The organism is Pseudomonas sp. MF6394 (assembly GCF_002018845.1).
Classification (GTDB): domain Bacteria; phylum Pseudomonadota; class Gammaproteobacteria; order Pseudomonadales; family Pseudomonadaceae; genus Aquipseudomonas; species Aquipseudomonas lactis.
The window spans coordinates 39,359-59,745 of the sequence record NZ_MVOJ01000033.1 but is presented as its reverse complement, the minus strand read 5'-3'; the positions used below and the strand labels follow the sequence as shown (position 1 = coordinate 59,745).

Here is a 20,387-nt window from a genome sequence, read left to right as displayed (position 1 = left end):
CTGGGCAGTTTATTCCTGGATCACGTCGGCACCCTTGGGGATGTCGAACTTGAACTTGGACGCGGGCACCGGCTGGTTAGCCTTGACCCCGGAGAACAGGATATCGGTGCGCTGGCCGACGCTGTCGACCAGGCGCATATTGTTGATCACGCCGTTGCCGAACGACAGCGACAGCGTGTCAAACAGCGTGTCCTTAGATTTTGGCTTGAGGGTGAACTCGATGACGTTGCTGGTCTGCTTGGAGGTGATGTCGAAGCTGTCGTTGATTTTCGACACATCACCCGACAGCAGCAGTGCCGGGGTCTGGTTCAGGCGCGGATCGAGCCTCTTGATGGTCGCCTGTTCCAGGTCCGGGTCCCACAGCGTGACTTTCTTACCGTCGGAAACGATGGTCTGCTCCGCCTTGCCTTCGGTATGCCAGTAGAACAGCCCTGGGCGCTGCACGGCCATTTCACCGGCGGTTTCCTGCAACTGGGTGCCGCCGGCATCCAGGGTCAGCTGGGAGAAGCGCGCGGTGAGGGTCTGGGATTTGTCCAACAGGTTCTTCAGGCTGGCGACGGAGGCCGGGTCAGCGTGAGCCGAAACAGCGGTCAGGGCCAAGGCCGGCAACAACAGCATGCGGATAAAGCGCATGGGAGTCCTCATTGAGTAGTCAGGGCACGCCGCGTGTTGCCACGCGGCGCGGAATCAGTCGCGCATCTGCCCGGGGGCGATGACTTCACGCGAGCCATTGGTGTTCATTGCGGTCACGACGCCGGCCATTTCCATGGCTTCGATCATGCGGGCAGCACGGTTGTAGCCGATTTTCAGCTTGCGCTGCACTGCCGAAATCGAGGCGCGGCGGCTTTCCAGTACGAAAGCCACGGCTTCGTCGTAGAGCGCGTCGGTTTCAGCATCATCGTCGCCACCGCTGCTGCCACCGTCAAAGCCGCTGCCGGCCTCTTCCACGCCAGCGAGAATGTCGTCGTTATATTCTGGCGCCCCGCGCAGTTTCCAGGCTTCAACCACGCGGTGCACTTCGTCATCGGAAACAAAGGCGCCATGAACGCGAATCGGTAGGCTGGTGCCCGGCGGCATGTAGAGCATGTCACCGTGGCCCAGCAGTTGCTCGGCGCCACCCTGGTCGATAATGGTACGCGAGTCGATCTTGCTGGAGACCTGGAACGCCATGCGCGTCGGAATGTTGGCCTTGATCAGACCGGTGATCACGTCCACCGACGGCCGCTGGGTCGCGAGGATCAAGTGGATACCCGCCGCCCGCGCCTTCTGGGCGATACGGGCGATCAGCTCTTCAACCTTCTTGCCGACGATCATCATCATGTCAGCAAATTCATCGACCACCACCACGATGGTCGGCAGTTTGGTCAGCAGTGGTGCTTCATCGTGAATGCTTTCGCGCTTGTACAGCGGGTCGGTCAGCGGTGTGCCGGCGTCCTGGGCTTCCTTGACCTTGGCATTGAAGCCCGACAGGTTACGCACGCCCATCTTCGCCATCAGCTTGTAGCGGCGCTCCATCTCGGCAACGCTCCAGCGCAGGGCGTTGGCGGCGTCCTTCATGTCGGTGACCACCGGGCACAGCAGGTGCGGGATGCCTTCGTAGATCGACAGTTCCAACATCTTCGGGTCGATCATGATCAGCTTGGCGTCATCCGGCCCGGACTTGAACAGGATCGACAGGATCATAGCGTTCACACCCACCGACTTACCGGAACCAGTGGTACCGGCTACCAGCAGGTGCGGCATTTTCGCCAGGTCGGTAATCACCGGCTTGCCGCCGATGTCATGGCCGAGTGCCAGGGTGACCGGCGATTTGAAGTTGTCGTATTCAGGGGTCGACAGCACTTCGGAGAAGCGCACGATCTGCCGGTCTTCGTTCGGGATCTCGATACCCACGGTGGTCTTGCCCGGGATCACTTCCACCACACGCACGCTGGTGACGGCCAGGGAACGCGCCAAGTCTTTGGCCAGGTTGGAAATGCGGCTGACTTTTACCCCGGCGGCCGGCTGGATTTCGTAACGGGTAATCACCGGGCCAGGATGGATCGAGTCCACCGACACTTCGACGCCGAATTCCTTGAGCTTGATTTCCAGCAGGTGGCCGACGGCCGCCAGGGATTCCGGGGAATAGTTGAGTTGTTTCTTTTCGGCCGGGTCCAGAATCGAGATCGGCGGCAATGTGCCTTCGACGGCGCTGTCGATGAACAGCGGTGCCTGTTTCTCTTTTTGCACGCGATGGCTGGGCTCCGGCGCCTTGGGCGGAGCCGGGGCGATCACCGGCGGCACCTGCTTTTCACGGTCCGACATGTGCTTGCTCAGGGCCTGCTCGCGTTCGATCAAGCGCTCCTTGACCTTGGCTTGCTCGCGTCGATCCGGCGTGCTTGGGGCCACTACCTCGTTGACACGGGTGTCCACTTCACGCAGCTGCGCCACCATTTGCTTGCGCTCGACACGGGCGGCCCACCAGCGGTTGGCGGCGCCCTGGAACAATTCGAACAGGTCGAGGGTGATCTTGCCGGTCACGTCCATCACCTTGAACCATGACAGGTCGGTGAATACCGTGAGGCCGAACAGGAACAGCGCGATGAACATCAGGGTGCTGCCCTGGATATTCAGGGTCCTGCGCGCCAGGTCGCCAAGGCTTTCGCCCAGGGCCCCGCCCGCGCCCGCCGGCAGGCCGGTGGGGGCATGGAAGTGGATATGCGCCAGCGCCGCGCCCGACAGCACCAGGAACACCAGGCCGATCAGGCGCCAGGAAAACAGCCAGCCGCTCCACTGCCACGGCTCGTGACGCTGGCGGAAGATCTGCCAGGTCTTGATCGCCAGCAACAGCGGGAAAATGTAGGCGAAGTAACCCAGGATCATGAACAGGATATCGGCGCTGTAGGAACCCACCGGGCCGCCGAAATTCTGCACATCATCGATCTTGCTGTTATGGCTCCAGCCCGGATCGTCCTTGCCATAGGTGAGCAAGGCCATCATCAGGAACAGGCACAGCGCACCGATGGCAATCAGTGCGCCTTCCTTGAGTCGGTAATGCAGGTGCTGGCGCCAGGCCGGTACGACTGCTGCTTTAGGTGCTGCGGCGGATTTCTTCAAAACGGGTCTATTCCTGCGCCTTTAGCGCGTCCATCTGTTGAATGACTACACACGACTGCTCTATCCGGAGCAGCTGAAAAATGAACGAATGTTGCTGAATCTACTTTTAACACCCGGTGACGGATAGGTGAAATGGCGATAACGCCACAATGGCCGCATTGTACGGGTTTGCGTGCGCGATGCCACACACTTGCCGCTCACCTGACTGCAGGCACAATTTGAGCATGCATTGCCTTTGCTGACAAAGGCTTATGAGCTGTATTTAGCAATCCAGGCAAGCTTGGCAAAGGGCCGGCATGCGCCAGACCCGATTACGACCACACCCTGTGTGCAGAGTTGCAGAAACACCCGCTTATGCTAATCCTGTCCAATAGCCTATTCGGGCTGGCCCCATGGCGCCGGGTCGTCAATAATCAACGCTTGCGGCGCAGGCGAATGACCTGCCACTCCCCTCCCCTTCCCTAAGCCTGGATGCCATGCTGACCTGGTTACAACGCGACACCCTGACATTCCCTCCCTTGGCCAAGGCCATGCGCGAACCCAACGGCCTGCTCGCCGCCGGTGGCGACCTGTCGGCCGAACGATTGATCCAGGCCTACCGCCATGGCTGCTTCCCCTGGTTCTCCGAAGGCCAGCCTATCCTCTGGTGGTCACCCGACCCGCGCACAGTGATATTCCCCGACGAGCTGCATGTTTCCCGCAGCCTGGGCAAATTACTGCGCCAGCAGCGCTATACCGTGACCTTCGACCAGGATTTCGCCGCCGTCATCCAAGCCTGCGCGGCGCCCCGCGCCTACGCCGATGGCACCTGGATCACCGAAGGCATCCAGCAGGCCTACCTGGAGCTGCACCAACGCGGCTATGCGCACTCCGTCGAGGTCTGGGACCAGGGCGAACTGGTGGGCGGCCTGTACGGCCTGGCGATGGGCCAGTTGTTTTTTGGCGAGTCCATGTTCAGCCGCGCCGACAACGCCTCCAAATTCGGTTTCGCCACGTTGACCCGGCAACTGCAAGCCTGGGGGTTTGTGCTGATCGACTGCCAGATGCCCAACGATCACCTGCACAGCCTGGGTGCCCGCGGCATACCGCGCAGCGTCTTCGCTGAATTCCTGCACAAACATCTGGACCAGCCCAACGCCGGGCCGTGGGTTTCCTAGGCGACTTTCGCGCACGTGGCTTACACTTATTTCAAAGCTTATCCCGAGGGTTGATCATGACCGAGCTGGCGCGCTTGAAGTTCTATGCCACTCAAGCCCACTCATGCAGCTATCTGCCCGACGAGCAGGCCACCACGCTGTTCCTCGATCCCAGCCAGCCCATGGACGTGCATGTGTATGCCGACCTGTCCGAGATGGGCTTTCGGCGCAGCGGCGACCACCTGTACCGCCCCCATTGCCAGAACTGTAATGCGTGTGTGCCTGCGCGCATCCCGGTGGCGCAGTTTTCGCCCGACCGTAACCAGAAACGCATTCTCAAGCGCAACGCCGACTTGACCGTACACGCCACTAAACCCCAATACAGCGAAGAATATTTCGATCTCTACCAACGTTATATCGAACAGCGACACGCCGACGGCGATATGTTTCCGCCCAGCCGCGACCAGTTTTCCACGTTCCTGGTGCGTGACCTGCCCTTCTCGCGCTTCTACGAGTTCCGCCTCGACGGCCGCCTGCTGGCCGTGGCGGTCACCGACCTGCTGCCCAACGGCCTCTCGGCGGTGTACACCTTCTATGAACCGACCGAAGAACGCCGCAGCCTCGGGCGCTTCGCCATCCTGTGGCAAATAGGCGAAGCGCTGCGCCTGGAACTGGAAGCGGTGTACCTCGGATACTGGATCAAGAACTGCAAAAAGATGAACTACAAGACCCAATATCGGCCCATTGAGCTGCTGATTAATCAAAGATGGGTCACGCTTAACTAGAACCCCTTGGCTTGAACACCCTTTTTCGGGCACAATGCACGCCGCTTTTGCCTGGCGCAGTTGCACCGGGCCATTCACTGGATACCGAGGGCTTTACTGCATGTCGAAAGAAGACAGCTTCGAAATGGAAGGCACTGTCGTCGACACCCTGCCCAACACCATGTTTCGTGTGGAGTTGGAAAATGGGCACGTCGTAACCGCGCATATCTCCGGCAAGATGCGCAAGAACTACATTCGTATTCTTACCGGTGACAAAGTGCGCGTCGAGCTGACGCCCTATGACTTGAGCAAAGGGCGCATCACTTACCGCGCTCGCTAAGCAAGTCAATACAAAACGCCCGGTTATGCCGGGCGTTTTTGTGTGCGCAGGATTTAACAGTCACCACTTGACTCTGTGGGAGCGGGCTTGCCTGCGATGGCCGCCTGACAGCCGGCCCATATCTATCTGACACCCCACGACCCAACTGTGGGAGCGGGCTTGCTCGCGAAGGCGGCCTGGCAGTCAACACAGTTGGATGGTGTACATATCCATTGCTGCGGTAACGGCCGCTTAGGGTTCCGCCCTGACGGCGGCTCACTTTTGAACAGCGCAAAAGTAAGCAAAACGCTCTTGCCCCACCACTCGGCACCTCGCCTAGGCTCGGTGTGCCCGTAATTCGCCAGTGATTTGGGGGGCCGCCGCCACGCGCCATCCATGGCGCGGGGCGGCTAAACCGGCATCCCTGCCGGTTTACCCCCCAAATCCCTGTCGAATTACGGCCAGCGTGGTTTAACGGGGCGCCTAAGATCAAAAGCAAGGGCAAGAGCGACTCGCTTCGCATCGTGGTTACCGTTGACGGTTACAACCCACAAAGCTGTGTAAATACAGATACTGCGATAGCGGCGGGCCAGCTAAAGATGTGCTATTGAAGGATTGTCATCGCAGGCAAGCCAGCTCCCACACTGGTTATGTATTGCCCAAAGAATCAGCGCCTGGCACAGGTCCCCTGTGGGAGCGGGCTTGCCCGCGAAAGCGGTGCGTCAGTCACTGCATCGTTAACTGAACCACCGCTATCGCAGGCAAGCCACAGTTGACCGTCATTGTCTCGCAAATCGTATTGCAGGCAGCAAAAAGGCGCCTTTCGGCGCCTTTTTGGTGTGTTGCAGCCTGCTATCAGGCCATTTCCGCTGTGGTCTCGAACTCGAAGGTCAGCTCGCCGTCCTTGAGGTCGATGTGCACCACGCCGCCATGGTCGGAGAGTTCGCCGAACAGGATCTCTTCGGCCAATGGCCGTTTGATCTTGTCCTGGATCAGACGCGCCATTGGGCGTGCACCCATTGCCGCATCGTAGCCGCCCTCTGCGATCCAACTGCGGGCCGCTTCCGTCACATCCAGCTGCACGCGCTTGTCTTCCAACTGCGCTTGAAGCTCGGTGAGGAACTTGTCCACCACGCTTTTGATGACCTCATGGCTGAGGCGACCAAACTGGATAATGGTGTCCAGGCGGTTGCGGAACTCCGGCGTGAAGCTCTTCTTGATCACTTCCATGGCATCAGACGAGTGATCCTGATGCGTAAAGCCGATCGAAGCCCGCGCCGCGGTTTCAGCACCGGCGTTGGTGGTCATGATCACGATGACGTTGCGGAAATCCGCCTTGCGCCCGTTGTTGTCGGTCAGGGTGCCGTGGTCCATGACCTGCAATAGCAGGTTGAAGACTTCCGGATGCGCCTTTTCGATTTCATCGAGCAACAATACGCAATGTGGCTGCTTGGTGATCGCCTCAGTCAACAGGCCGCCCTGGTCGAAGCCGACATAGCCCGGAGGCGCGCCGATCAAGCGCGACACTGTGTGGCGCTCCATGTACTCGGACATGTCGAAACGGACCAGCTCGATACCCATGGCCTTGGCCAACTGGCGAGCCGCCTCGGTCTTGCCGACGCCGGTCGGGCCTGCGAACAGGAACGAACCGACTGGCTTGTCCGGCGACTTGAGGCCCGCACGGGACAACTTGATCGCCGTGGACAACGAGTCGATGGCCGCATCCTGACCAAACACGGTGAGCTTGAGGTCGCGCTCCAGGTTACGCAGCAGCTCTTTGTCGGAACTGGTGACGTGTTTTGGCGGAATCCGCGCGATCTTGGCCACGATATCCTCGACCTGAGGCACGTCGATGCGCTTCACGCGCTTCTCGACTGGCTGCAGGCGCTGGTAGGCACCCGCCTCGTCGATCACATCGATGGCTTTGTCTGGCATGTGCCGGTCGTTGATATAGCGCGACGCCAGCTCAGCCGCCGCACGCAAGGCTTCATCGGTGTACTCGATGCCATGGTGCGCTTCAAAACGCCCCTTGAGCCCGCGCAGGATGCCGATGGTGTCTTCAACCGAGGGCTCGGACACGTCGACTTTCTGGAAGCGACGCGCCAGGGCACGGTCTTTTTCGAAGATGCCGCGAAATTCCTGGAACGTGGTCGAGCCAATGCAGCGGATATCACCGGAGGACAGCAGCGGCTTGAGCAGATTGGAAGCGTCCATCACCCCACCGGAAGCCGCACCGGCGCCAATGATAGTGTGGATCTCGTCGATGAACAGGATGGCCTGAGGGCGTTTTTTCAGCTCGCCGAGCAACGCCTTGAAGCGCTTCTCGAAATCGCCCCGGTACTTGGTCCCGGCGAGCAACGCGCCCAGGTCAAGGGAGTAGACGACACTGCTGGCCAGCAGGTCTGGCACCTGGTTGTCGACAATGCGCTTGGCCAGGCCTTCGGCAATCGCGGTTTTACCCACGCCCGCCTCGCCCACCAGCAAGGGGTTGTTCTTGCGACGACGCGCCAGGATCTGCGCTACACGCTCAACCTCATGCTCACGCCCCACCAGCGGATCGATCCGCCCCTGGCGCGCCATTTCATTGAGGTTACTGGCATAGGCATCCAGCGGGTTGCTGGAAGAAGAAGACTCACCGCCCTCCTCGTCCTGCATGTCCTGCTCACCCTCGGAATGATCGCCGTGCCCAGGCACCTTGGAGATACCGTGGGCGATGTAATTGACCACATCAATACGGGCAACGCTCTGCTGCTTGAGCAGGAACACGGCCTGGCTTTCCTGTTCGCTGAAAATCGCCACCAGCACGTTCGCGCCTGTGACCTCACGCTTACCGGAGCTCTGTACGTGGAACACAGCACGTTGCAATACCCGCTGGAAGCCCAGGGTTGGCTGGGTTTCGCGGTCCTCGTCATGCACGGGGATCAGTGGCGTGGTGGAATCGATAAACTCCTGCAGGTCATGCTTGAGCTTGTCAAGGTTGGCGCCGCACGCACGTAGAACGGTGGCGGCAGCTTCGTTATCCAAAAGTGCCAGCAAAAGGTGTTCGACGGTCATGAATTCATGACGCTTCGAACGAGCCTCCTTGAAGGCAAGATTGAGGGTGACTTCGAGCTCGCGGTTTAACATAGCTTCACCTCATACCCAAGTGGTCGGCGTTAACCGTCCTTCTCGATTTCACAGAGTAGCGGATGCTGGCTTTCCCTGGCGTACTGGTTGACCTGCATGGCCTTTGTCTCGGCGATGTCGCGGGTAAACACTCCACATACTGCCCGTCCTTCTGTGTGAACGGCCAGCATTACCTTGGTCGCCAACTCGCGGTTCAGGTTGAAAAACACCTCGAGCACTTCGACGACGAAATCCATCGGTGTGTAGTCATCATTAAACAAAACCACCTTGTACATCGGCGGCGCCTGTAAAGCAGGCTTCGCCTCCTGAACAGCAATGCCTGCAGAACCGTCGTCGTCATGTTCCTGATCCGGGCGATCCTGATTGAATGTTAGTCGAATCTGGCTGTTTGCATGCATGGGAAAGAAAGGTTCGTCAGTGGTTCAATTACAGTGGTGGGGGCGACCTGTCAGAATTTCAACTCTGACCCTTTGGTCACCTTGACTATCGGCGAAACGGTGTTACAACGAATAGAGCCCACAGTGGGTAAAAAAGGTCCGCGCAGTCAACCTTATTTATTCGGGTTAGGACGGATAGACAGGATGATACTCCAGTGATGGAGTCTGGTGCAGAGGGATATGGCGATGCTAAGTGGTAAGGTCAAGTGGTTCAACAATGCCAAGGGTTACGGATTCATTATTGAAGACGGCAAGGATGAAGACCTTTTTGCGCACTTTTCAGCGATCGATATGGATGGGTACAAAACGCTGAAGGCGGGTCAACCGGTGTCCTTTGATATCAAACAGGGCCCAAAGGGCTTGCATGCGGTGGATATCAAGTTAGTCACAACCCCTTCGGCCACAGAAAAAGTCGCAACAGCCGGTCAAAAGTCAAAAGAAGAAACAGGCATCACCAATCACTGAACAAAGCATTGAAAGCAAACCGGCCGCCCCGAATCATCAGGGCGGCCGGTTTTCTATGCCTGTTTACATATGCTTGATCAACGCATCACCAAAGCCCGACGACGACACCAGCGTAGCGCCATCCATCAGACGCTCGAAGTCATAGGTCACGGTCTTGGCCGAAATCGCGCCGTTGGTGCCCTTGATGATCAGATCAGCCGCCTCGACCCAGCCCATATGCCGCAGCATCATTTCCGCCGACAGGATCAATGACCCAGGGTTGACCTGATCCTTGCCCGCATATTTAGGCGCAGTACCGTGGGTGGCTTCGAACATTGCCACGGTGTCAGACAAGTTGGCCCCTGGGGCAATACCGATGCCGCCCACTTCCGCCGCCAAGGCGTCGGACAGGTAATCACCATTGAGGTTGAGGGTGGCGATCACGTCATATTCAGCCGGGCGCAGCAGGATCTGCTGGAGCATGGCGTCGGCAATGGCATCCTTGACCACTACATTCTTGCCGGTCTTGGGGTTCTTGAACTGCATCCACGGCCCGCCGTCGAGCAGGGTCGCGCCGAACTCTTCAGCCGCCACCTCGTAGGCCCACTCCTTGAAGGCCCCTTCAGTAAACTTCATGATGTTGCCTTTGTGCACGATGGTCAGCGAGTCGCGGTCGTTATCCACCACATACTGCAAGGCCTTGCGCGCCAGGCGCTTGGTGCCCTCTTTGGAGACCGGCTTGACGCCAATCCCGCAATCCTGGTCGAAACGGATCTTGGTAACGCCCATTTCTTCCTTGAGAAACTTGATCACCTTGATCGCTTCCGGCGAACCGGCCTTCCACTCGATGCCTGCGTAAATATCCTCGGAGTTCTCACGGAAGATGGTCATGTCCACGTCGCCAGGCTTTTTCACCGGGCTGGGCACGCCTTCAAACCAGCGCACCGGGCGCAGGCACACATACAGGTCGAGCTGCTGACGCAGGGCCACGTTCAGCGAGCGGATACCGCCACCCACCGGCGTGGTCAGCGGGCCCTTGATGGACACCACGTAATCCTTGACCGCATCCAGGGTTTCCTGGGGCAGCCACGTATCCTGGTCGTAGACTTGAGTGGCCTTTTCGCCAGCGTACACCTCCATCCAGGAGATTTTGCGCTTGCCGCCGTAAGCCTTTTCAACAGCGGCGTCGACCACCTTGATCATCACCGGGCTGATGTCGACGCCAATACCGTCACCTTCGATGTAGGGGATGATCGGTTGGTCAGGAACATTGAGAGAATGGTCTGCATTGACGGTGATTTTGTCGCCGACTGCCGGAACCTGAATCTTCTTGTATCCCATGCTGAACTCCATCTATGGATTGAACATCTGGCTGCGTTCGAGCCTACTCCAGATAAATGGCGACTGAAACCTCACGCCATGCTCATTTGCATCGAAAACAGCATATTTGGTGGCCTACAAGCCTGAAAGCAAAGGGAAAAGCGCCAATCTTGAGCACATCCCACTACCCTGTGCGCCTGCGACCTTTAGACCAATGGACGAGCCTCCTTTTTCATGAAGGCTCAGCGTAAGCATAGCGACCTATGTATAATGCCGCCGCTGACCAAAGAGTCACGACGGCGGACCGCTCTAGAACGTAGCCTTTCGCCAGAAAGCCGGACTATTACCATAGCCCACCCGCTTGACGCTCGACTGATGCAAACCAACATCACCGCGAAGAAACCTCGACATTTCGCTCATGGATGACTTTGAACGAACGCGCTCTACCCGGCGCATCTCGCGTTTCTGCGCACGCTTTCAGCAAAGAAGAGAGTTAATCCGAATATGCCCACCCGCTCGAAGATCATCTACACCTTCACCGACGAAGCCCCAGCCCTCGCCACCTATTCACTGCTGCCTATCGTAGAGGCCTTCACCGCTTCCGCTGATATTGCCGTGGAAACCCGCGACATTTCCCTCGCCGGGCGCATCCTCGCAAGCTTCCCCGAGCAACTGGGCACCAAGGCCATCCCGGACCACCTCGCCGAACTGGGCGACCTGGCCGTTACGCCTGAAGCCAACATCATCAAGCTTCCCAACATCAGCGCCTCGACCCCGCAGCTGCAAGCCGCAATCAAGGAACTGCAGGCCCAGGGCTACGCCCTGCCGGACTACCCTGAAACCGTAACCACCGACGCGGAAAAAGAAACCCGTGCACGTTACGACAAGGTCAAGGGCAGCGCCGTGAACCCGGTCCTGCGCGAAGGCAACTCCGACCGTCGCGCACCGCTGTCGGTCAAGAACTACGCACGCAAGCACCCGCACAAGATGGGCGCCTGGGCTGCCGACTCCAAGTCGCACATTGCCCACATGAACAACGGCGACTTCTACGGCAGCGAAAAAGCCGTGCAGATCGAAGCCGCTGACGCTGTCAAAATTGCGCTGGTTGCAAAGGACGGCACCACCACCGTTCTGAAGGAAAAGACCAACGTACAAGCCGGCGAAATCATCGACACCGCCGTGCTGAGCAAGAAAGCCCTGCGCAGCTTCATCGCCGCTGAAATCGAAGACGCCAAGAAGCAAGGCGTGCTGCTGTCGGTTCACTTGAAAGCCACCATGATGAAGGTCTCCGACCCGATCATGTTCGGCCAGATCGTTGCCGAGTTCTATAAAGACGCCCTGGCCAAGCACGCCACCGTGCTGGAACAGATCGGCTTCAACCTGAACAACGGCATCGGCGACCTGTACGCCCGCATCAAGGCCCTGCCGGCCGACCAGCAGGCGCAGATCGAAGCCGACATCCAGGCGGTCTACGCCGCTCGCCCTGCCCTGGCGATGGTCAACTCCGACAAAGGCATCACCAACCTGCACGTGCCGAGCGACGTGATCGTCGACGCCTCGATGCCAGCGATGATCCGTGACTCCGGCAAAATGTGGGGCACCGACGGCCAACTGCACGACACCAAGGCTGTGATCCCGGATCGCTGCTACGCCACCATCTACCAGGCGGTCATCGAAGACTGCAAGGCCCATGGCGCCTTCGACCCAACCACCATGGGCAGCGTGCCAAACGTTGGCCTGATGGCCAAGAAAGCCGAAGAGTACGGCTCCCACGACAAGACCTTCCAGATCAAGGCTGACGGCGTTGTCCGCGTCACCGACAGCCAGGGCAACCTGCTGATGGAACAGAACGTCGAAGCTGGCGACATCTTCCGTATGTGCCAGACCAAAGACGCGCCGATCCAGGACTGGGTCAAGCTCGCCGTCAACCGTGCCCGCGCCAGCAACACCCCGGCCATCTTCTGGCTGGACCCTAAGCGCGCCCACGATGGCGTAGTGGTCGAGAAAGTTCAGGCTTACCTGAAAGACCACAACACCGAAGGCCTGGACATCCGCATCATGGCCCCGGTCGATGCGATGAAGTTCACCCTGGAGCGCACCCGCAAGGGCCTGGACACCATCTCGGTGACCGGCAACGTACTGCGCGACTACCTGACCGACCTGTTCCCGATCATGGAACTGGGCACCAGCGCCAAGATGCTGTCGATCGTGCCGCTGATGAATGGCGGTGGCCTGTTCGAAACCGGCGCTGGCGGTTCGGCTCCAAAGCACGTGCAGCAACTGCTGGAAGAAAACTTCCTGCGCTGGGATTCCCTGGGCGAGTTCCTGGCCCTGGCCGCGTCCCTTGAGCATTTGGGTGTGACATACAACAACCCGAAAGCCCTGGTACTGTCCAAGACCCTGGACCAGGCCACCGGCCAGTTCCTGGACAACAACAAGTCGCCATCGCGCAAAGTCGGCAACATCGACAACCGCGGCAGCCACTTCTACCTGGCGCTGTACTGGGCACAAGCCCTGGCCGCCCAGACCGAAGACACTGCACTGCAAGCGCAATTTGGCGAACTGGCCAAAACCCTGGCCGAGAACGAAGCAACCATCGTTGCCGAGCTCAACGCCGTACAGGGCAAGCCAGTGGACATCGGCGGCTACTACGCGCCGAACCCAGAGCTGACCAGCAAAGCCATGCGCCCAAGCAACACCCTCAATGCGGCGATTGCCAAGTTGAAGTAAGGTTGTAAGGATGCAAAGAAGCCCCGGCCAAGTGCCGGGGTTTCTGTTTGTAGGGACTTCATTGAAGAAACCCAATCAAATGTGGGAGCTGGCTTGCCTGCGATTACAGCCTGTAGGAGCGAGCTTGCTCGCGAAAAACTCAAAGGCGCCGCGTTCATTCAGCAAGCACGCGTTATCGTTGACGTTTTTCGCGAGCAAGCTCGCTCCTACAAAAAAGCCTTAATTGACTGGCATTAAGGCAAGCCAGCTCCCACATTGACCGAGTCACCTTCCTGATACCGAGGCTTGCAATGACCTGGCTCCCCCACATCACCGTCGCCACCATCGTCGAAGACAACGGCAAGTTCCTGATGGTTGAGGAACTCAAGGGCGGCCGCGCCGTGCTCAACCAGCCCGCCGGCCATCTGGACCCGAACGAAACCCTGACCGAAGCCGCCGTGCGCGAAACGCTGGAAGAAACCGGCTGGGACGTGGAAGCCACCGGCATCGTCGGCATCTACCTGTATACCGCACCGAGCAATGGCGTGACCTATCAACGCGTCTGCTTTATCGCCAAAGCCCTGAGACACCACCCGGAGTATCAGCTCGACGAAGGCATCCTGCGCGCCCGCTGGTTGACCCGTGACGAGCTAATGGCGGTGCGCGACGACTGGCGCAGCGAGCTGATTATCCGCTGCATCGATGATTACCTGGCCGGCCAGCGCCACAGTCTCGAATTGATCCGCCCTTCTCTTTAGCCTTGCGGGCCCAGGCCTGCTAGAATCGCGTCCTTTTTCAAGACACCCGTTGAAACCCTATGCGTGATACAGCCCCTTCTGACACACAAAAGAAGCGCGTCATCGTCGGCATGTCCGGCGGCGTGGACTCTTCCGTTTCCGCCGTTCTGCTCATGGAGCAGGGTTATGAGGTGGAAGGCCTGTTCATGAAGAACTGGGAAGAAGACGATGGAACCGAATACTGCACCGCCATGGACGACCTGGCGGACGCCCAGGCCGTGTGCGACAAGATCGGTATCAAGCTGCACACCGCCAACTTCGCCGCCGAGTACTGGGACAACGTGTTCGAGCACTTCCTGGCCGAATACAAGGCCGGCCGCACGCCGAACCCGGACATCCTGTGTAACCGCGAAATCAAGTTCAAGGCCTTCCTCGACTACGCCATGATGCTCGGCGCCGACCTGATAGCTACCGGCCACTACGTGCGCCGTCGCGATATCGATGGCCGCACCGAACTACTCAAGGGCCTGGACCCGAACAAGGACCAGAGCTACTTCCTGCACGCCGTGGGCGGCGAACAGATCGCCAAGACTCTATTCCCGGTCGGCGAACTGGAAAAGCCCGAAGTACGCAGGATCGCCGAGAAACACGGCCTTGCCACCGCCAAGAAGAAAGACTCCACCGGCATTTGCTTTATCGGCGAGCGGCGCTTCAGCGATTTCCTCAAGCAATACCTACCGGCGCAACCGGGCGAGATCAAGACCACCGACGGTGAAGTGATCGGCCGCCACCACGGCCTGATGTACCACACCATCGGTCAACGCCAGGGCTTGGGCATCGGCGGCTTGAAGGACGCCGGTGAAGAGCCATGGTACGTACTGGTCAAAGACCTGGAGAACAACGTGCTGGTGGTCGGCCAGGGTAACGAGCACCCGCTGCTGTTCTCCGGCGCCCTGCTCGCTTCCGAAATTTATTGGGTCAACCCTATCGACTTGAGCAGCCCGCGCCGCCTGACCGCCAAAGTGCGTTATCGCCAGAGCGACCAGCCCTGCACCCTGGAAAAGACCGCCACCGGCTACCGCGCCACCTTCGATGATCCGCAACGCGCGGTCACCCCAGGCCAGTCCGTGGTGTTCTATGACGGCGAAATTTGCCTGGGCGGCGGCGTGATTGAAGTCGCGCAAGCCTGGAGCCACCCGGCATGAGCCCGACCCAGGAGCAATTGACGGCCCTTGGCGGTGTCTTTCTCGCTGCAGTACTGGTGGACAAGATCGCCAAGACCGGCCAGGTCACGGAAGCCGGCCTGACCTGCATGCTCGGCAGCCTGCTGATCCGCGACCCCAAGGACACCCTTGAGGTTTATGGCGGCGACGACCTGGCCCTGCGCGAAGGCTATCGCGCCCTGATCGGCGCCCTGGAGCGCGACCCTAGCACCTTGCAGCGTGAACCGTTGCGCTACGCCCTGTCGATGCTTGGCCTTGAGCGCCAGTTGGCCAAGCGCGACGACCTGCTGGACACCATCGGCAAGCGCCTGCCACAGATCCAGTCCCAGGTAGAACACTTCGGCCCGGCTCACGAAAACGTGATCGCAGCCTGTGGTGCGCTGTACCAGGACACCTTGAGCACCCTGCGCCAGCGCATCCAGGTGCACGGCGACATGCGCAACCTGCAGCAACCCAACAACGCGTCAAAAATCCGTGCCCTGCTCCTGGCCGGTATTCGTTCGGCACGCCTATGGCGCCAGCTGGGCGGTCATCGCTGGCAGTTGGTGATCAGCCGGCGCAAATTGCTCAAAGAGCTTTACCCGTTGATGCGCAACGAATAAGTCGCACCAACAGGCTGTTTTCAAGCCATTACGCGTAATACGCCGGTCAGTTGGCGACGGACCGGCGGATTTTTTCATGTATGATACGCGCCCCATTTCGTTGCCCGACTGTCCGAGAACACCCCATGCAGCTCTCTTCGCTCACTGCGGTTTCCCCTGTTGACGGCCGCTACGCCGGCAAAACCCAGGCCCTGCGCCCTATTTTCAGCGAGTACGGCCTGATCCGTGCCCGTGTCTTGGTTGAAGTGCGCTGGCTCCAGCGCCTGGCCAGTCACCGCGCCATCAGCGAAGTGCCGGCGTTTTCCGCCGAGGCCAACGCTGTATTGAACACCCTGGCGGAAAACTTCTCCCTGGAGCACGCCGAGCGTGTGAAAGAGATCGAGCGCACCACCAACCACGATGTAAAAGCCATCGAGTACCTGCTCAAAGAGCAAGCAGCCCAACTGCCGGAACTGGCTCAGGTCAGCGAGTTCATCCACTTTGCCTGCACCAGCGAGGACATCAACAACCTGTCCCACGCCCTGATGCTGCGTGAAGGCCGTGATGACGTGATGCTGCCGCTGATGCGCCAGACCGCCGAAGCCATCCGCGAGCTGGCGATCCGTTTCGCTGCCGTGCCGATGCTGTCGCGCACCCACGGCCAGCCGGCCTCGCCGACGACCCTGGGCAAAGAACTGGCCAACGTGGTGTACCGCCTGGAGCGCCAGATCGCCCAAGTCGCCGCCGTGCCATTGCTGGGCAAGATCAACGGCGCCGTAGGCAACTACAACGCCCACCTGTCGGCCTACCCTGAGATCGACTGGGAAGCCAACGCCCGCGCCTTCATCGAAGACGAGCTGGGCCTGGGCTTCAACCCCTACACCACGCAGATCGAACCCCACGACTACATCGCCGAGCTGTTCGACGCGATTGCACGCTTCAACACCATCCTGATCGATTTCGATCGCGATATCTGGGGCTACATCTCCCTGGGCTACTTCAAGCAGCGCACCATTGCCGGCGAAATCGGTTCGTCGACCATGCCGCACAAGGTCAACCCGATCGACTTCGAAAACTCCGAAGGCAACCTGGGTATCGCCAACGCCCTGTTCCAGCACCTGGCCAGCAAGTTGCCGATCTCCCGCTGGCAGCGCGACCTGACCGACTCCACCGTACTGCGCAACCTCGGTGTCGGCTTTGCCCACAGCGTGATCGCGTACGAAGCCAGCCTCAAAGGCATCAGCAAGCTGGAGCTCAACGAGCAGAAAATTGCCGCTGACCTGGACGCGTGCTGGGAAGTATTGGCCGAGCCGATCCAGACCGTGATGCGCCGCTACAACATCGAAAACCCCTACGAGAAGCTGAAAGAATTGACGCGCGGCAAGGGTATCAGCCCTGAGGCGCTGCAAACTTTCATCGACGGCCTGGACATGCCAGCCGCGGCCAAGGCCGAGCTGAAGCTGCTCACCCCGGCCAACTACATCGGCAACGCTGTAGAGCAAGCCAAGCGCATCTGATCCAAGCAAGCTCCTTTGAGACGCCCGGCCGCGCCGGGCGTTTTTATTCCTGTCTTAAAAGTGCTTTTTTTCAATAGGTTACACATGAATCCTGATATCCCTCTTCAACTTCTGGGCGGCATCACGGCACGGGAATTCCTGCGCGACTACTGGCAGAAAAAACCGCTGCTGATCCGCCAGGCCATCCCTGACTTCGAAAGCCCGATCGACGCCGACGAACTGGCAGGCCTGGCCCTGGAAGAAGAAGTCGAGTCGCGCCTGGTGATCGAACACGGCGAGCGCCCGTGGGAACTGCGCCGCGGCCCGTTCGCCGAAGACGCTTTCAGCACCCTGCCCGAGCGCGAGTGGACCCTGCTGGTGCAGGCGGTCGACCAGTTCGTGCCGGAAGTGGCTGAGCTGCTGGAGCACTTCCGCTTCCTGCCGAGCTGGCGTATCGATGATGTGATGATCAGCTTCGCCGCACCGGGTGGCAGCGTCGGTCCGCATTTCGATAACTACGATGTGTTCCTGCTGCAAGCCCAAGGCAAGCGCAACTGGAAGATCGGCCAGATGTGCAATTCCGAAAGCCCATTGCTGCAACACGCAGACCTGCGCATCCTCGCCGAATTCGAAGAAAGCGCCGAATGGGTGCTGGAACCGGGCGACATGCTCTACCTGCCGCCGCGCCTAGCGCATTTCGGTATTGCTGAAGACGACTGCATGACCTATTCCGTAGGTTTCCGTGCACCGAGCGCCGCTGAAGTGCTGACCCACTTCACCGACTTCCTCAGCCAGTACCTGACCGACGAAGAGCGCTACACCGACGCGGACGCCCAGCCAGTCAGCGACCCGCACCAGATCCAGGGCGACGCACTGGACCGCCTCAAGGGCCTGCTCGCCGAGCACATGAGCGATGAGCGCATGCTGCTGACCTGGTTCGGCCAGTTCATGACCGAACCACGCTACCCGGAACTGGTAGCCGGCGAAGAGTTGGGCGAAGAAGACTTCATCAACAGCCTGCAAGACGGCGCGATCCTGGTGCGCAACCCGAGCGCGCGCCTGGCCTGGTCCGAAGTGGACGACGACGTACTGCTGTTCGCCAGCGGCCAGAGCCGTTACCTGCCGGGCAAACTGCGTGAACTGTTGAAGCTGGTGTGCTCGGCCGATGCACTGCACAGCGAAAACCTGGGCGAGTGGCTGGCCGACGAAGACGGTCGCGACCTGCTGTGCGAACTGGTCAAGCAAGGCAGCCTGGGGTTCGCGGATGAATAAAATTCACGTAAGTGTCGCGGACTGGCGAAAGGATATCGACGAGATTCGGCGCATTCGTGAAGCGGTATTTATCGCCGAACAATCGGTCCCGCCTGAACTGGAGTGGGACGCGGACGATGCCGATGCGGTGCATTTTCTGGCATTCGAAGGCGATTTCCCGATTGGCACTGCTCGACTGCTGCCCAGCGGCGAGATTGGCCGTGTATCGGTGCTCAAGGACTGGCGCGGGCTGAAAGTCGGCGACAAGCTGATGGAAACGGTGATTGGTGTGGCCGAGCAACGTGGCCAGACCCGGCAGTTCCTGAGTGCGCAGGTGTATGCGGCGCCGTTCTATGAGCGGCTGGGTTTCAAGATTGTCAGCGATGAGTTTCTTGAAGTCGGGATTCCGCATGTGGATATGGTGCGCGGGGGCTGATTCGAGACCCAGTCGCGCCCTTCGCGAGCAAGCCCGCTCCCACATTCAACCGCATTCCAAAGGATGTACTCGGTCAAATGTGGGAGCGGGCTTGCTCGCGAAGGCGTCATTAGTAACACCACAAAATGCCCTGCCTGCCAGGGCATTTTGCCGTCTACGATTCAACTTGCACCCTGCCAGGCCGACAAACTGGCACTATCAAGCAAATGACTCGCAGAGATAACGGACATGTCCCTACGCACCCTGCTCACCGCCCTCCTGATGACCGTCAGCGCTTGCGCCATGGCCGCCACCGAAGTCGTCAACCTGAACAACCGTACCAGTGCCGACCTGTTGCCGGTCGCGCAAAACTTCATCGGCAAGGACGGCACCGTCAGCGCCTACGGCAACCAGCTTATCGTTAACGCCGAGCCCGCCAAGATCGAGGGCTTGCGCGCACTGCTCGGCCAATTGGACACCCCGGCCAAACGCTTGCTGATCACCGTCGACACCAACGAGAACAACCAGCAGAACAGCGACGACGGCCAGACCCGCATCATCAGCTACGGCACTGCCAGCCGCGACGGTGGCGTGCAGCAGATTCAGGCCAGCGAAGGCGTGCCCGCGCTCATACAGGTCGGCCAGAGCGTGCCGCTGACCACCACGCAGCAGGACAGCTATGGCCGCCTGCAAAACCAGACCCAGTATCGCAACGTCACCCAAGGCTTTTACGTGACCGCCAGCGTCACTGGCGAAACCGTGCACCTGGCCATCAGTACCAACCGTGACCGGATGAGCCAGGAACGTCCCGATGTAGTGAACGTGCAAAGCACCGACACAACGGTCAGCGGCCGCCTGGGCGAGTGGATCCCCCTGGCCGGCATCAATCGTGAAACACAGGCGGACAAATCCTCTACAACCCGCAGCTACTCTACTCAGGGCCGCGACGACCTGACTTTACGGGTCAAGGTCGACACCCTGAACTGAAGCACCGAAAACTGACTGGCAAGTCGCATTAGACTAAAGATGTAGTGCTTGAAAAAAAGCACTACAAAACATTTGACGAGCCAAAAAAGCATGGGCATGATGGCCTCGCTCCCGCTAATCAGAGGCCCTGGCAAGGGCCTTCGGATCGTCGCTCTAAGCTACCCACCTGAGCCGATTCGTGTCTGTACCGCCCACAAGGTGTGTTTGACGTTGGTTGCGACTGGAACGAAGTTGTCCCGAGGGACGGAAGCTAACCAGGTAACCCGGCTACACACTGATGGATCGTACAAAGGCCCACGACGCCCGAAGACCGTTCGCAGTTTGCCCTTACCTGCTCAACTCCCCC

Annotated in this window: 17 protein-coding genes; 12 read left to right on the top strand and 5 right to left on the bottom strand. The window is 59.5% G+C overall.

All coding sequences use genetic code 11. The features are described from left to right. Nucleotides 1-9 precede the first annotated feature (9 nt). Both lolA and ftsK read right to left on the bottom strand, forming a co-directional pair. Entirely contained in the window at nt 10-633 is a 624-nt protein-coding gene (lolA, locus tag MF6394_RS26465; protein ID WP_078467869.1) for an outer membrane lipoprotein chaperone LolA, read from the bottom strand. A 54-nt stretch (nt 634-687) separates the two neighbouring features. Then, the gene (gene ftsK, locus MF6394_RS26460; RefSeq protein ID WP_003192084.1) at nt 688-3,096 is read right to left on the bottom strand and encodes a DNA translocase FtsK; all 2,409 of its coding nucleotides are present in this window, start codon (nt 3,094-3,096) and stop codon (nt 688-690) included. Between the two features lie 476 nt (nt 3,097-3,572). Here ftsK and aat point away from each other — a divergent pair, with 476 nt between their 5' ends. From aat to infA, 3 genes are all read left to right on the top strand, one after another. Further along, entirely contained in the window at nt 3,573-4,253 is a 681-nt protein-coding gene (aat, locus tag MF6394_RS26455) for a leucyl/phenylalanyl-tRNA--protein transferase (protein WP_078467868.1), read from the top strand. Between the two features lie 56 nt (nt 4,254-4,309). Beyond that, nucleotides 4,310-5,017 carry an arginyltransferase gene (locus MF6394_RS26450; RefSeq protein WP_044274593.1) on the top strand — a complete coding sequence of 236 codons (708 nt, stop codon included), beginning with the start codon at nt 4,310-4,312 and terminating at the stop codon, nt 5,015-5,017. Between the two features lie 100 nt (nt 5,018-5,117). Continuing rightward, nucleotides 5,118-5,336, top strand: a complete 219-nt coding sequence (infA, locus tag MF6394_RS26445) for a translation initiation factor IF-1 (protein WP_002553999.1) — start codon at nt 5,118-5,120, stop codon at nt 5,334-5,336. 834 nt (nt 5,337-6,170) lie between these two features. Here the strand turns inward: infA and clpA are convergent. Together clpA and clpS are read right to left on the bottom strand one after the other, a co-directional pair. Then, a complete protein-coding gene (gene clpA / locus MF6394_RS26435) occupies nt 6,171-8,441 on the bottom strand; it encodes an ATP-dependent Clp protease ATP-binding subunit ClpA (protein WP_003192090.1) in 2,271 nt (756 codons plus the stop codon). Nucleotides 8,442-8,470: 29 nt separating this feature from the next. Beyond that, nucleotides 8,471-8,839 (bottom strand): ATP-dependent Clp protease adapter ClpS, encoded by a 369-nt coding sequence (gene clpS, locus MF6394_RS26430; protein ID WP_005789091.1) that lies wholly within the window; start codon nt 8,837-8,839, stop codon nt 8,471-8,473. A 225-nt stretch (nt 8,840-9,064) separates the two neighbouring features. On the opposite strand from clpS, the gene cspD reads away from it, so the two are divergent. Further along, entirely contained in the window at nt 9,065-9,343 is a 279-nt protein-coding gene (gene cspD / locus MF6394_RS26425) for a cold shock domain-containing protein CspD (RefSeq protein ID WP_078467881.1), read from the top strand. 63 nt (nt 9,344-9,406) lie between these two features. On the opposite strand, the gene icd is transcribed toward cspD, so the two are convergent. After that, entirely contained in the window at nt 9,407-10,663 is a 1,257-nt protein-coding gene (gene icd, locus MF6394_RS26420; RefSeq protein WP_005789095.1) for an NADP-dependent isocitrate dehydrogenase, read from the bottom strand. A 483-nt stretch (nt 10,664-11,146) separates the two neighbouring features. Here icd and MF6394_RS26415 point away from each other — a divergent pair, with 483 nt between their 5' ends. The 8 genes from MF6394_RS26415 to MF6394_RS26375 all read left to right on the top strand — a co-directional run bounded on the left by MF6394_RS26415 (nt 11,147) and on the right by MF6394_RS26375 (nt 20,041). Continuing rightward, on the top strand, nt 11,147-13,372 hold the full coding sequence (locus tag MF6394_RS26415) for an NADP-dependent isocitrate dehydrogenase (RefSeq protein WP_078467866.1): 2,226 nt from the start codon (nt 11,147-11,149) through the stop codon (nt 13,370-13,372). Nucleotides 13,373-13,662: 290 nt separating this feature from the next. Continuing rightward, nucleotides 13,663-14,109, top strand: coding sequence for an NUDIX hydrolase (locus tag MF6394_RS26405; protein WP_032896672.1), 447 nt, complete (start codon nt 13,663-13,665; stop codon nt 14,107-14,109). A gap of 59 nt (nt 14,110-14,168) precedes the next feature. Then, nucleotides 14,169-15,293, top strand: a complete 1,125-nt coding sequence (gene mnmA, locus MF6394_RS26400) for a tRNA 2-thiouridine(34) synthase MnmA (RefSeq protein ID WP_078467864.1) — start codon at nt 14,169-14,171, stop codon at nt 15,291-15,293. Then, nucleotides 15,290-15,913, top strand: a complete 624-nt coding sequence (hflD, locus tag MF6394_RS26395) for a high frequency lysogenization protein HflD (RefSeq protein WP_003192101.1) — start codon at nt 15,290-15,292, stop codon at nt 15,911-15,913. Before mnmA ends, hflD begins: the two co-directional genes overlap by 4 nt. A 125-nt stretch (nt 15,914-16,038) precedes the next feature. Further along, on the top strand, nt 16,039-17,409 hold the full coding sequence (purB, locus tag MF6394_RS26390; RefSeq protein ID WP_047711152.1) for an adenylosuccinate lyase: 1,371 nt from the start codon (nt 16,039-16,041) through the stop codon (nt 17,407-17,409). An 84-nt stretch (nt 17,410-17,493) separates the two neighbouring features. Beyond that, nucleotides 17,494-18,660 carry a ribosomal protein uL16 3-hydroxylase gene (locus tag MF6394_RS26385; RefSeq protein WP_014718907.1) on the top strand — a complete coding sequence of 389 codons (1,167 nt, stop codon included), beginning with the start codon at nt 17,494-17,496 and terminating at the stop codon, nt 18,658-18,660. Further along, nucleotides 18,653-19,075, top strand: a complete 423-nt coding sequence (locus tag MF6394_RS26380; protein ID WP_044274599.1) for a GNAT family N-acetyltransferase — start codon at nt 18,653-18,655, stop codon at nt 19,073-19,075. The genes MF6394_RS26385 and MF6394_RS26380 overlap by 8 nt, the downstream gene beginning before the upstream one ends. 228 nt (nt 19,076-19,303) lie before the next feature. Then, on the top strand, nt 19,304-20,041 hold the full coding sequence (locus MF6394_RS26375; RefSeq protein ID WP_078467863.1) for a secretin N-terminal domain-containing protein: 738 nt from the start codon (nt 19,304-19,306) through the stop codon (nt 20,039-20,041). Nucleotides 20,042-20,387: the final 346 nt, after the last annotated feature.

Excerpts from the sequence above, each read along its gene's own strand:
- MF6394_RS26415 (WP_078467866.1), top strand. The coding sequence starts at position 11,147 with ATGCCCACCCGCTCGAAGATCATCTACACCTTCACCGACGAAGCCCCA.
- purB (WP_047711152.1), top strand. The coding sequence starts at position 16,039 with ATGCAGCTCTCTTCGCTCACTGCGGTTTCCCCTGTTGACGGCCGCTAC.
- lolA (WP_078467869.1), bottom strand. The coding sequence starts at position 633 with ATGCGCTTTATCCGCATGCTGTTGTTGCCGGCCTTGGCCCTGACCGCT.
- mnmA (WP_078467864.1), top strand. The coding sequence starts at position 14,169 with ATGCGTGATACAGCCCCTTCTGACACACAAAAGAAGCGCGTCATCGTC.
- cspD (WP_078467881.1), top strand. The coding sequence starts at position 9,065 with ATGCTAAGTGGTAAGGTCAAGTGGTTCAACAATGCCAAGGGTTACGGA.
- clpS (WP_005789091.1), bottom strand. The coding sequence starts at position 8,839 with ATGCATGCAAACAGCCAGATTCGACTAACATTCAATCAGGATCGCCCG.
- infA (WP_002553999.1), top strand. The coding sequence starts at position 5,118 with ATGTCGAAAGAAGACAGCTTCGAAATGGAAGGCACTGTCGTCGACACC.
- MF6394_RS26405 (WP_032896672.1), top strand. The coding sequence starts at position 13,663 with ATGACCTGGCTCCCCCACATCACCGTCGCCACCATCGTCGAAGACAAC.
- clpA (WP_003192090.1), bottom strand. The coding sequence starts at position 8,441 with ATGTTAAACCGCGAGCTCGAAGTCACCCTCAATCTTGCCTTCAAGGAG.
- aat (WP_078467868.1), top strand. The coding sequence starts at position 3,573 with ATGCTGACCTGGTTACAACGCGACACCCTGACATTCCCTCCCTTGGCC.
- MF6394_RS26380 (WP_044274599.1), top strand. The coding sequence starts at position 18,653 with ATGAATAAAATTCACGTAAGTGTCGCGGACTGGCGAAAGGATATCGAC.
- hflD (WP_003192101.1), top strand. The coding sequence starts at position 15,290 with ATGAGCCCGACCCAGGAGCAATTGACGGCCCTTGGCGGTGTCTTTCTC.
- MF6394_RS26450 (WP_044274593.1), top strand. The coding sequence starts at position 4,310 with ATGACCGAGCTGGCGCGCTTGAAGTTCTATGCCACTCAAGCCCACTCA.
- MF6394_RS26385 (WP_014718907.1), top strand. The coding sequence starts at position 17,494 with ATGAATCCTGATATCCCTCTTCAACTTCTGGGCGGCATCACGGCACGG.
- icd (WP_005789095.1), bottom strand. The coding sequence starts at position 10,663 with ATGGGATACAAGAAGATTCAGGTTCCGGCAGTCGGCGACAAAATCACC.
- MF6394_RS26375 (WP_078467863.1), top strand. The coding sequence starts at position 19,304 with ATGTCCCTACGCACCCTGCTCACCGCCCTCCTGATGACCGTCAGCGCT.